An 11862-nucleotide genomic window follows, 5' to 3' on the forward strand; every position below is an offset into this window, starting at 1 on the left:
CGAAAGCGCCCGTCAAGCATCAGCCGTTGCGGCGCGCCTGCGCTTCGGCGGGGCGCAGCTGGGCCGCGAGTTTGTCGAGTACGCCGTTGACGTACTTGTAGCCGTCGGAGCCGCCGAACGTCTTGGTCAGCTCGACCGCTTCATTGATGATCACGCGGTACGGCGTGTCGATGTGCTGCTTGAGTTCGAACGTCGCGATCAGCAGCACCGCCCGTTCGACGGGGGACAGCTGCTCGATCGGACGATCCAGGCACGGCGTGAGCGTCTCCACGAGCGTCGCATGCTCGCGGATCACGCCGTGCAGGATCGCGTCCAGCAATGCCTTGTCGGCCTTGTCGTAACCCAGCGCGCCGCGCAGTTGCGCGTCGATCTCGCCTGAAGACGCGTTCGACAGCAGCCATTGATACAGGCCTTGCGTCGCCAGCTCGCGCGATTGTCGGCGGGCGCTCTTCTTCATGCGCGCTCCTCTTCGTCGTCTTCGTCCTCGTCTTCCTCGTCGGCGAGCTGGTCGAGTGCCATCGTCAGGTTGGCCATCTCGACCGCCACGCGCGCCGCGTCACGACCCTTTTCGGTCATGCGCGCGACGGCCTGCTCGTCGGTCTCGGTGGTGAGGACCGCGTTCGCGATCGGCAGGTTGAAATCGAGGCCGATGCGGGTGATGCCCGCGCCGCTTTCGTTCGAGACCAGCTCGAAGTGATAGGTTTCGCCGCGGATCACCGCGCCGAGCGCGATCAGCGCGTCGAACTGGCCGCTTTCGGCGAGCTTTTGCAGCGCGAGCGGGATTTCCAGCGCGCCGGGCACCGAGACCAGCAGCACGTCTTCGCCGGTGACGCCGAGGCGTTCGAGTTCTTCGACGCAAGCGTCGGCGAGGCCGTTGCACACGGGCTCGTTGAAGCGCGATTGCACGATGCCGATGCGCAGGCCGTCGCCTTCGAGATTCGGTTGGTATTGTCCGATTTCCATGATCTGTCCGTATGTTTGGATGAGCGGTTGTAGGGCGGAAGCGACTTCAACAGCAGGCGATGCGGGTCATGCTTGCGGCGTCGTCGAGCCGCAGGCTGCGGCGTCGCTGCCCGGCATCGGCACGAAGCCGGTGACTTCGAGGCCGTAGCCGGACATGCTGCCCAGCTTGCGCGGGTTCGACAGCACCTGCATCTTGCCGACGCCGACATCGCGCAGGATCTGCGCGCCGACGCCGAACGTCTTGAAATCGACCGGCCGGCGCTTGAGCACCGCGGCCTTCTCTTCCTCGTCGAACGCCTTGAAGACGTCGACCAGATGTTCCTTCGTGTCGCCGCAGTTGAGCAGCACGATCACGCCGAGGTCGCGGCTCGCGATCTCGCGCATCGCGGCGTCGAGCGTCCACGAATGCGTCGACACGCCGGTCTCGAGCAGGTCGAGCACCGACAGCGGCTCGTGCACGCGCACCGGCGTGTCACGGTCCGGCGACGGCGTGCCGCGCACCAGCGCGATGTGCGGCGAGCCGCTCGGCTGGTCGCGGTACAGCACCGCGCGGAACGTGCCGTGCGCGGTCTGCATCGTGCGCTCCGCGACGCGCTCGATGATCGACTCGGTGCGGCTGCGGTAGTGGATCAGGTCGGCGATCGTGCCGATCTTCAGGCCGTGTTCCTTCGCGAATTCGATCAGGTCGGGCAGGCGCGCCATCGTGCCGTCGTCCTTGATGATCTCGCAGATCACCGCGGCGGGCGTGAGGCCCGCGAGCGCCGTGAAGTCGCAGCCGGCCTCGGTGTGGCCGGCGCGCACGAGCACGCCGCCCGGCTGCGCCATGATCGGGAACACGTGGCCCGGCTGAACGATGTGCTCGGGCCGCACGTCGTGCGCGACCGCCGTGGCGATCGTGTGCGCGCGGTCCGCCGCCGAGATGCCGGTCGTGACGCCTTCGGCCGCCTCGATGCTGACGGTAAACGCGGTGCCGTACTGCGTGCCGTTGCGATACGTCATCAGCGGCAGGTGCAGCTGTTTGCAGCGCTCCTGCGTCAACGTCAGACAAATCAGGCCGCGGCCGTAGCGCGCCATGAAGTTGATCGCTTCCGGCGTGACGAATTCGGCGGCGATCACCAGATCGCCTTCGTTCTCACGGTCTTCTTCGTCGACGAGAATCACCATCCGGCCGGCTTTCAGCTCGGCGATGATGTCGGGCGTGGAGGCGAGCGTCATAAGAGGGGCTTGAAAGAGGAAAGTGCGTATTTTACGCCACCCGGGCGGGGTTTCGGCTGGCGCGGTCGGCAATCGCTCGCCGGCCGGGCCGAAACGCGCAACGCCCGGCCACGCGGGCGGGCGCGGCGGCGCGGCGCGCAGCCGCCGCGCGCCGGCTTTCCGTTGCGCTCGCGCGAGCGCCGTGTCATGCGTTGCCGTGACCGCCGAGGAAATCGAGCTTGCCGAGTTCCACGCCGTTGTGGCGCAGGATGTCGTACGCCGTCGTCACGTGGAAGAAGAAGTTGGGCAGCACGAAATGCAGCAGGTACGTGAGGCCGGTGAACTCGAGCGGGCCGACGCGCATCTTCAGCGTGATCTGGCGCGCTTCCGATCCGTCGATCTGCGTCGCGTCGAATCCCTTCAGGTAGTCGATCGTCTTCTGCACGCGCGCGTGCAGTTCGTCGAACGTCTGTTCGACATCGTCGTACACCGGCGCTTCGACGCCGGCCAGCCGCGCGGCGCAACCCTTGGCCGTGTCGGTTGCGATATAGACCTGGCGCGTGAGCGGCAGCATGTCCGGGAAGAGACGGGCGCCGGTCAGCACGGACGGATCGATCTGCCGGGCGGCAGCGTGCGCCTGCGCCTTGCCGAGAATGTGCTGCAGGTTGGTCAGGCCGCGGATCAGGACGGGCACGGAGGCCTGATACATCGAAATGGACATGGGCGGTTCCTCTTTATGAGCGACAGCTTGCGCTACGGGGCGCGTGACGGGATGCGGCGTCGGATCGCCGCCTGCGCATCATAGCGCGGGCGGAGGCCGTGCGCGGGGGACGCGGGCCGGACACGTCCGGCCCGCATGCGGTGTTGCGACGATTTTGCCGGTTTCGCCGACGCGAGGCCCGGGCTGCCGACGCCCGCGGTGCGGATTTCCGGGGACGAGCCGGCTTTTTCTTGAGCCGCGCGTCGGCACGCGGTATCGCACCGGGTAGAATGCGCCGATGGCGTCCGTGCCGTCGGCGGGCGCACCACAACGCCGGATGCGACGCGCCGCATCCGCGCCACCGGCCATTCGCGCGTCGGCCGCCGTCGCGGCATGCGATGCGGGGGGGCGGGGGAGGGACGATCCCGGCCGGGGCGTCGGCCGCGCGGCGGCCGGACCCGCTGGCCGGTCTGGCTGGCCTGGGCGTTTTGCGATTTCGATTGGGCGCATTCGGACATGTCGACTCCCGCCATCCTCATCGTCGTTCTGTTGAGCAATTGCCTGCTCACGTCGGCCGTGCTCGGCTCGCTGCTGCGCACCGACGTGCCGGGCGTGCGCCGCTGGCTCGCGTCGCAGGCGATGCTTGCCGTCACGCTCGGCGCCACGCTGGCGGGCGGGTCGTCGCCACCGCACGCGCTCGTCGCGGCCGCCGCCGTGTTCTACGTCGGCGCGACCCTCACCGTCCTGCAGGGCTTCAGGCAGTTCTTTGGCGTCGCGGTGGTGCGCGGCCCCGAGCTGTGCATGGTCTCGCTGCTCGTTCTGGCGCTCGTCTATTGCACGTGGATCAGGCCCGACCACGACCTGCGGGCCGAGCTCATCTCCGTATTCACCGCCTATGTCCGGCTGGCGATCGGCTGGCTCGCATGGCGGCGGCGGCCGCCGAGCCGCCCGGCGTTTACCTATGTGTTCGTCTACGTGGTCGCGACCGGCGGCGCGGTCGTCCATCTCGGCCGGGGCGCCGCTTACCTGCTCGGCCGATCGCACGACACGGCGTTCCTGAGCGGAACGCCGATGAACGTCGCCTTCCTGATACTCGGCACGCTGAGCCTGCTGTGCCTGTCGATGGGGGTGTTGATGCTGGTGCACGACCGGATGGCGGAACGCCTGGAACGGCTCGCGACCATCGACGGCCTGACCGGCGCGCTGATGCGCGGCGCATTCCTCGACCGGGCGGAGCGGCTTCGCCTGCGCGCGGCGCGCACGCGCACGCCGCTGTCGCTCGTGATCGTGGATCTGGACAACTTCAAGACGATCAACGACCGTCACGGGCATGCGGCGGGCGACCAGGCGCTCGTCCATTTCTCCGAGGTCATCCAGGGCGGCATCCGGTCGTGCGATCTGTTCGGCCGGCTCGGCGGCGAGGAGTTCGCGCTGCTCTGCCCGGACGCGACCGCGAGCGACGCGGCGCGCGCGATCGACCGCCTGCGCGCATCGCTCGCGGGCGGCAACGAGCCGGTCGCCCGCTGTGTCGTCGCCTTCACGTTCAGCGCCGGCGTGGCCGAATGCGAGCCCGACGAACGGCTGTCGAACCTGATGGCGCGCGCCGATGCGGCACTCTATGCGGCGAAGGCGGGCGGGCGCGACCGCGTCGTCGTCGCGGAGCCGGCCGACCGGGCCGACAGCCGGCTCGCCGTGGGCGCGTGAGCGCCCGCATACTCCGCGGATTGTTACGCCAGTAATAGTCGCGCCCCGATTTGTAACTCGGCGCCGCGCCGATTTCACGATACTCCCCACCCGATGTGACGAGCCCGCACGTGTCGCGGGCGGTATCGCGACCTGCATCGATGTGGAGACAGACGTGAACAGCCTACCTGTTGTCATCGGGCGCCGTGGCCGGCCGGCGCCCCGTTGCCGCGAAACGCGGCCGGACCCGCGCGGGACCGCCGCCGCGCGTGACGTTCGATGAGCGCGGCACCGGCCACCGATCCGCGCGATGCCGCGATCCTGCAGGCGCAACAGGCGCTTGCCCGCGCGCCGCGCGACGCCGAGGCGTGGCATCAGCTCGGCCTGGCCTGGGAGCACCGCGGCGCGCTCGATGAGGCGATCCGATGCTATCGCCGTGCGGTCGAGATCAATCCGCGCGCCGACGGCTCGCACAACAACATTGCCAACTGCCTGCATGCGCAAGGTCGATTCGACGACGCGTGCGCCGCGTGGCGCGCCGCGATCGACGCGGAGCCCGGCGGTGCGTTGTACTACCGCAATCTCGTGCAGTCGACGACGCTCGCGGCGGACGATCCGTGCTTCGCGTCGCTCGAGCGGCAGGTCGCGCAGGCCGACGGCGCGTCGCCCGACCACCAGGCCGACCTGTTCTTCGCGTATGGACAGGCGCTCGCCGGCATCGGCGAGCCGGCGCGCGGGTTCGCCTGCGTGGTGCGCGCCAACGCAGCCTGCCGATCCGTGACCCGCTACGACGAGGCGGCGATGCTCGGGCTGTTCGAGCGGATGTCCGAGGTGTTCACGCCCGACCTGGTGCGCGAGAAGGGCGGCGCCGGCGATCCGTCAGCCTCGCCGGTCTTCGTGGTCGGGATGCCGCGCTCCGGCTCGACGCTGGTCGAGCAGATTCTGGCGAGCCATCCGGGCGTGTACGGCGCGGGCGAGTGCACCGGGTTCGCGCAGATACTCGCGCACGCAGCGTCGCACGGCGTGCCGGGCGCGCCGGGCACGTTCGGCCTGGAGACGCTGCGCGACGCGCCGCCCGCGTCGTTGCGCTGGCTCGGCTCGGAGTATCTGCGCCGGATCGCGTGCGCCGTCGAGGGCGGGCCGCATGCGCGCATCGTGGACAAGTACCTGTACAACTTCATCAATCTCGGCTTCATCCATCTCGCGCTGCCGAACGCGCGCTTCATCCACACGCGGCGCGCGCCGCTCGAAACCTGTCTGTCGATCTATTCCCGGCGCTTCCAGGACGTGCCGTTCGGCTACGACCTCGGCGAGCTCGGCCGGTTTTACCGCGCGCATGACGCGCTGATGGCGCACTGGCGCCGCGTTCTGCCGGCGGGCACGCTGCTGGAGATCCAGTACGAGGATGTGGTCGGGGATCTGGAAGGCCAGGCTCGCCGGATGCTCGCGCATTGCGGGCTGGACTGGGACGCGCGCTGTCTCGAATTCCACCGGACCGAGCGGCAGATCGGGACCGCGAGCGCGGTCCAGGTGCGCCAGCCGATTTATGCCACCGCGCTGCGGCGCTGGCGTCCGGATGCGGCGGCACTGCGGCCGCTGCTCGACGGGCTGGGGCCGCAGCTGGCACGCGGCGCGTAGCCCGGGCCGCATTGCGCGACCGCTTGCGGTGGCGGTCGCGTTATCGCCGCGTCGTCGACTGACTGGAAAATCGCGCCAGAGTGCGCCAAAATTAACCGAGATCAAGCGGCCATATAAAGTTCGCGGGATTGCGTTCGTTATCAGATCTGGGGCTTCATGATTCGCCGAAGCCCGGGTTCGACCGTCAATGAATCGGGGCGTCGCCGCCAAGGCGCGTCACGGCGTTTGCGGCGTGCGGCTTGCCATGGCCTTTGCGTGGCGAGCCCCTGTTCACCTTGCCGCGGGTTCGCCCGCCGAAAGCGATCCATACATGTCACGCCGCTCAGTCGTCACCGACGACGATCTCGAGTTGAGCGCCGATTCGGCGCAACGCTACGGCCCGGCTGCCGCCACCGCGCTGGGCACGATCACGGCTGCATTGCAGCATCGGGTCGCAGCCATCGTCGACGAGTTCTATGGGTCCCTGTCGCAACTGCCCGGGCCGCGGCTCCTGATCGAGACGTTGTCCGGGCCGGAACTCGAGCATCTCAAATCGCAACAACGCCGCAATCTGCTGCTGCTGGCGGATCCGGAACTGACCGAGTCCGCGCATCGCGCGGTCGCGCTGCAAGTCGGGCGCATCCACACGATCATCGGGCTGGCGCGGGAGGATCTTCTTCACTGCCAGGACATCCTGCACGCGGCGGTGTGCCATCACGTCGATATGGCGGAGCACTGCGAAGCGTTGTCCGTCCTGGCCCGCAGGCTGATCCGGGACATGGCCTGGCAGATGGAGGCCTACCAGCAACTGCAGGACGCGCGTCAGCAGTTGTTGCTGGACATTTCCCGGCTCGCGTGGGGCGCGGACAGCTACACGGACCTGATCGCCGAAGCTGCCGACCTGATCGGCCGGCACGAGGAGGTGGCCGGGTGCTCGTTCGGCCGGCCGGACGACGAGGACCGGTTCCGCTTCGAGGCCGCCTCGGGCGGGAGCATCCAGCGTTACCTGTCCGAGCTGGAACGCTCCGCGTCGGCGCCCATCATGGCGGGCGATCGCGTACAGGGCCAGGGGCCGACGGGCCGCGCGTGGCAGAGCGGGAAGGTGGAGCGCTGCCTGAACTTCGCCACCGACCCGAGAATGGCGCCCTGGCGGGCGATCGCGCAAGGCGAGGGAATCCGCTCGAGCGCGGCGGTTCCGCTGGGCCAGCCCGGTGGCCCGCCCACGGCGATCCTGACCTTGTACAGCGCGTTTCCGGGCGGCTATGCGTCGCCCGAGCAGGCCACCTTCGTCATGCAGCTGCAGACGCTGCTGGCTTTCGCCCTCACGCGGATCGAGAGCCATCAGGGGCGCACGCACACGATGCCGTACGGGATGCGGCAACGCCTGGCGGCGCTGCTCAGGTCGGACGCGCTCGTCATGCATTACCAGCCGATGCTCGAACTGGGCTCGGGGAAAGCGACGCGCGTCGAGGCATTGGCGCGCCTGCGGGACGGAGACCGGATCCTCGCGCCGGATGCATTTTTTTCTGCGCTTTCGTCCGATGATTTCGTCGAGCTCTACGTGCGCGGTCTCGGGCAGGCGTTGCGTCAGCGAAACCGCTGGTTGCAGCAGGGCTTCGACCTCAATGTCTCGATCAACCTGCCGTCGAGCGCGCTCGGCGACATCCGCTACCTGAGCGCGACGGAGCGGGCGTTGCGCGAATATGGCTGTCCGCCGCGCAAGCTCACGCTGGAAGTGCTGGAGACGGACGAGGCCCCGCCCGGTGTGGACATCGCCAAGGCGTTGGCGAAATTCAAGGCGCTCGACATCAGTCTCGCAGAAGACGATCTCGGCTCCGGGCACAGCAGCCTGACCCGGCTGCGCATGCTGCCGTTCGACTCGTTCAAGATCGACCGGAGCATCGTGGCGCTCGCCGACGAAGACCGCTCGAACGTGCTGCGGTTCATCTATCAGCTGTCCCGTCTTGGCCACTCGATTGGCAAGACCGTGGTGGTCGAGGGCGTCGAGACGACAGACCTGCTCGAGGCGATCGCGATTCTGGGTGCCGACGCCGTGCAGGGCTATGCGGTCGCGCGTCCGATGCCCGCGGTGGATCTCGCAGAGTGGATGGAGAAGAACGGCCGGTTTACGTTGGCGGATCGCCGTCGTCCGGCGAGCGCACTGGCGAAGCTGGCCCGCCTGCTGGTGTGGGAAGAGCATCTGCATCTGCTGCTGGGGGAGGCCCCGGTTTGCGGGCGGCCGGCCGCAGACAGCGCGTGCGATGCCGGCGACGGGCACGACGTGCAGGCAGTTCGCGATTCCGGTTCGTTCATGGGGACGTTCGGCGATGGCGCGGCGATTCTCCCGTTCGAGTCGGTGGATGCGACGATGCAGCGTGCGCTCGTCGATGCGGCGGTGAGCCACGGGCCGCGCAGCGCCGAATACGGCGCGGCCCGGCACCGGCTGGTCGGCGTGTTGACGGCGTCGTAGCAGGGGCGCCGGGCACTGCGGCGCGCGCGCTGGCGCCGCCTGCGCGGCGTCGGTCGGCAACGCGTCGCGCCGCGATCCTGCGCGGGCCGATGCGTGGGTGCTGACCTCGACCGTTGCACTCGCGTACCACGGCGCCCGCTACCGCGTTCTGGTCGTGTCGAACCGGCACGCGTCATTTATTTTGAATTTAACGAGCATGACACGGAGAGCCGCTAGTTTTGGCGTGTTTATCCAACGAGTCGTCTCGCCATGCATCCAGCGCTTGCGCAGTTTCGTCGTCCGGGCCTGTCCGAAGGCCCGCGTTGCGCGGGTGACTTGTCCGTAGACGTACCGGCGGTCGACGCGGCGGACACCAACTCGCTGGTGATGGAGATTTTCTATTCGCGGCGCGATATGGTCAGCCTGGCCGTGACGGAAGGCGATCGGCCGATCGGGCTGATCAACCGCGACATTTTCCTGTCGGAAATGAGCAAGCCGTTCCACCGCGAGCTCTATGACAAGAAGAGCTGCATCGCGTTCATGGACAAGGCGCCGCTCGTCGTCGACGCCGACATGAACATCGAAGCGCTGATCTTCAAGACGGTCGAGGTAGGCGAAAAAGCGCTGGTGGATGGATTCATCGTGACGCGGGACAGCCGATTCGCCGGCATCGGCAGCGGCCTGCAATTGCTGGGTGCCGTGGCCGAGATGCAGGCGGCGAAGAATCGCCAGATCATGCAAAGCATCGAATATGCCAGCGTGATCCAGCAAGCCACGCTGCGGGCTTCGCGCGAGACCCTGTCGAACGCGCTGCCCGACGCGGCACTGGTCTGGGAGCCGCGCGATGTGGTCGGCGGCGACTTCTATCACTTCACATCGTTTCCCGATGGATGGTTCGGCGCCGTGGCCGACTGCACCGGACATGGCGTGCCGGGCGCTTTCATGACGCTGCTCGCGTCGACGTCGTTGTCGCAGGCGCTCGAACGGCTCGGCCCGCACGACCCCGCCGCACTGCTCGCGGCGGTCAATCGCAACATCAAGGGTCTGTTGGGGCAGGTCAATGGCGCGGGAGAGTCGCCGCAGTCCAACGACGGCCTGGACGCGGCGTTCTTCTGGTTCGATGCGGGTCGGCAGCAGCTGCACTTTGCCGGCGCGCGCATCGCGCTGCACATTCTGCGGCCCGATGCCGACCAGGTCGAAAGCATTGCGGGCGAGCGCATGGGCGTGGGGTACGTCGACAGCCTCGCGGATCATGCGTGGCCGCTGCATACGATCGCGGCTCCGAGGGGCAGCCTGCTGTTTATTTCGACAGACGGTCTGATCGATCAGATCGGCGGTCCGCGAAGGATCTCCTTCGGGAAGCGCAGGGCCCTCGATCTGATCCTCGGGCAACGTGTGCAATCGCCATCTGCGATCTGCGAAAGCCTGTGGCAAGCGCTGGTCGAGTGGCAGGGCACGCAATCCCGTCGCGACGACGTCACGCTGTTTTTTGCTCGCGTTTAGAGTGGTCCATGAATATATCCGAACCCTTAGACAAAGATAGCGCGTTTTTTGAGCTGGCTCAGCGGCGCAACCTGATTTTTTATCACAAGGGTTATTTCTCCCATAACATCGTCGCGGCGATGAGTGAAGTCGTGAAACTGCAGCTGGAGATTGCAGGCGTCAGCGCGTCCACCCGGCGGAAGTTGTTTTCGTCGTTTATCGAGTTGTCGCAAAATATCGTCCACTACTCGTCGGATTCGCTCGTCGACGGCAGTGAGAGCATGGGCGCCTTGCGCGAGGGCGCGGTGTGCATCACCAACGAAGGTGAGCGTCACCTCATGATGTGCGTGAACCCCGTCGCGACGGCCGCCGTGAACGACTTGCGCGAAAAGCTCGAGCCGCTGCGCAGCATGTCGCTCGACGAAATCAAGCAGCAGTACAAGATCTCGTTGCGTGCCGAGACGCCGCCCGAAAGCAAAGGTGCGGGATTAGGGTTCCTGACGATGGCACGTGACGCGAGTGCCCCGCTCGAATTCGCATTCTATCCGCGCGTCGAAGACCCCGAAACCACGCTGTTTTGCCTCAAGACCATTATCTGAGTAAGCTACGCGCACCAGCCATGGATAACCTTTACATTGCCGCCACGGCTACGTCGCCGGAAATCGATTTCCGGTTCGACGGTCACCTGCTGTCGCTCAAGGGCGAGTCTTACCCCGAGAACGCGGCTGCTTTCTACACGCCCGTGATCGAACGGCTTCGCGCGTATCTGGCGAGCTGTGCGGATGCCGCGATCACGGTTGACGTGACCCTGACGTACTTCAACAGCTCGAGCACGAAGATGCTGTTCAGCATATTCGATGCGCTGGACCATGCGACTGCATCCGGAAACCGCGTGCAGGTGAACTGGTACCGCGACGACGAAGACGAAACGATTCTTGAATTCGGCGAGGAATTGCAGACCGATTTCACGGGGATCAAGTTCAACGACTGTCCGATTGTGGCCTGAGAACGGGAATAGCGGTGTCGACTTCCTCTTCGGATGCGTCTTCGGTGGACGCTCTGGATCTGTTCCGGAACGAGAGCGAGGCGCTGGAAAAAGCGCGCGCAGTTCGTGCGGCTGAAGGCGCGGATGCGCAGGAATACCGTCTGGCGCTGGGCGAACTCATCGGGCATTACGAGCGCCTGATGCGCGAGACGCGCCGGCTGATCGGACGGAGCGACCGTGCCGAACGCCTGATGCACTCACTCACTCAGCAGTTGCAATATCGTGCAAGCCACGACGCATTGACCGACGTGTTCAACCGCGGCGCGGTAATCGAGCGAACGACCAAGGCATTGCGCGCCGACCGCGCGGTGATGATCCTGCTCGATATCGACGAGTTCAAGAAGGTCAACGACGATTTCGGTCATCCTGCCGGCGACGCGGTGATTCTCGGCATCGTCGGTTGTTTGCAGCAAGTGGTGGGCGATCGAGGCGTCATTGGCCGTGTCGGGGGCGAAGAGTTCACGGTAGTGCTGCCGGGATACGATCTCGACGATGCGTTGCAGTTGGCCGAGAGCATGCGCTCGACGATCGGCAACCATGTTTTCGCTCCGCCGGTGAACCGGCGCATTACCGCGAGTTTCGGCGTCAGCGCCAATGCTGCCGGCACCGATTTCGACACCGCGTACGGCCTGGCCGATTCTGCGTTGTACAGGGCGAAGCGCTCGGGCCGCGATCGTGTGGCGTGTTGAGGTGCGGGCCGGGCCGCAGACACCGACTGCGGGACGGATT

General features: G+C 66.8%; 11 protein-coding genes. 7 read left to right on the forward strand and 4 right to left on the reverse strand.

Translation table 11 applies throughout. The annotated features are described in order from the left end of the window. Positions 1–19: 19 nt before the first annotated feature. From nusB to LIG30_RS17695, 4 genes are all read right to left on the reverse strand, one after another. Positions 20–457: a transcription antitermination factor NusB gene (gene nusB / locus LIG30_RS17680; RefSeq protein WP_038714013.1), complete on the reverse strand. Its 438-nt coding sequence runs from the start codon at positions 455–457 to the stop codon at positions 20–22. Next, entirely contained in the window at positions 454–963 is a 510-nt protein-coding gene (gene ribH / locus LIG30_RS17685; protein ID WP_038714014.1) for a 6,7-dimethyl-8-ribityllumazine synthase, read from the reverse strand. The genes nusB and ribH overlap by 4 nt, the downstream gene beginning before the upstream one ends. Before the next feature lie 66 nt (positions 964–1029). Then, positions 1030–2178 carry a bifunctional 3,4-dihydroxy-2-butanone-4-phosphate synthase/GTP cyclohydrolase II gene (ribBA, locus tag LIG30_RS17690; RefSeq protein ID WP_038714015.1) on the reverse strand — a complete coding sequence of 383 codons (1149 nt, stop codon included), beginning with the start codon at positions 2176–2178 and terminating at the stop codon, positions 1030–1032. Between the two features lie 184 nt (positions 2179–2362). Continuing rightward, entirely contained in the window at positions 2363–2878 is a 516-nt protein-coding gene (locus tag LIG30_RS17695; RefSeq protein WP_038714017.1) for a DUF1993 domain-containing protein, read from the reverse strand. A 495-nt stretch (positions 2879–3373) separates the two neighbouring features. Between LIG30_RS17695 and LIG30_RS17700 the strand changes: the two genes are divergently transcribed. From LIG30_RS17700 to LIG30_RS17730, 7 genes are all read left to right on the forward strand, one after another. Continuing rightward, positions 3374–4561 carry a GGDEF domain-containing protein gene (locus LIG30_RS17700; RefSeq protein WP_038714018.1) on the forward strand — a complete coding sequence of 396 codons (1188 nt, stop codon included), beginning with the start codon at positions 3374–3376 and terminating at the stop codon, positions 4559–4561. Between the two features lie 258 nt (positions 4562–4819). Beyond that, positions 4820–6178, forward strand: a complete 1359-nt coding sequence (locus LIG30_RS17705) for a tetratricopeptide repeat-containing sulfotransferase family protein (RefSeq protein WP_038714019.1) — start codon at positions 4820–4822, stop codon at positions 6176–6178. Between the two features lie 187 nt (positions 6179–6365). Continuing rightward, positions 6366–8627, forward strand: coding sequence for an EAL domain-containing protein (locus LIG30_RS17710; RefSeq protein ID WP_235510333.1), 2262 nt, complete (start codon positions 6366–6368; stop codon positions 8625–8627). A 249-nt stretch (positions 8628–8876) separates the two neighbouring features. Then, complete coding sequence (locus tag LIG30_RS17715; RefSeq protein ID WP_083494083.1) at positions 8877–10109, forward strand: SpoIIE family protein phosphatase; 1233 nt, start codon at positions 8877–8879, stop codon at positions 10107–10109. Between the two features lie 8 nt (positions 10110–10117). Then, complete coding sequence (locus tag LIG30_RS17720; RefSeq protein ID WP_442856863.1) at positions 10118–10687, forward strand: SiaB family protein kinase; 570 nt, start codon at positions 10118–10120, stop codon at positions 10685–10687. Positions 10688–10707: 20 nt separating this feature from the next. Then, positions 10708–11094 carry a DUF1987 domain-containing protein gene (locus LIG30_RS17725; RefSeq protein ID WP_038714023.1) on the forward strand — a complete coding sequence of 129 codons (387 nt, stop codon included), beginning with the start codon at positions 10708–10710 and terminating at the stop codon, positions 11092–11094. 44 nt (positions 11095–11138) lie between these two features. Continuing rightward, positions 11139–11822 (forward strand): GGDEF domain-containing protein, encoded by a 684-nt coding sequence (locus tag LIG30_RS17730; RefSeq protein ID WP_038714024.1) that lies wholly within the window; start codon positions 11139–11141, stop codon positions 11820–11822. The last annotated feature ends 40 nt before the right edge of the window (positions 11823–11862 follow it).

It is taken from the genome of Burkholderia sp. lig30 (assembly GCF_000687455.2).
Lineage (GTDB): Bacteria > Pseudomonadota > Gammaproteobacteria > Burkholderiales > Burkholderiaceae > Burkholderia.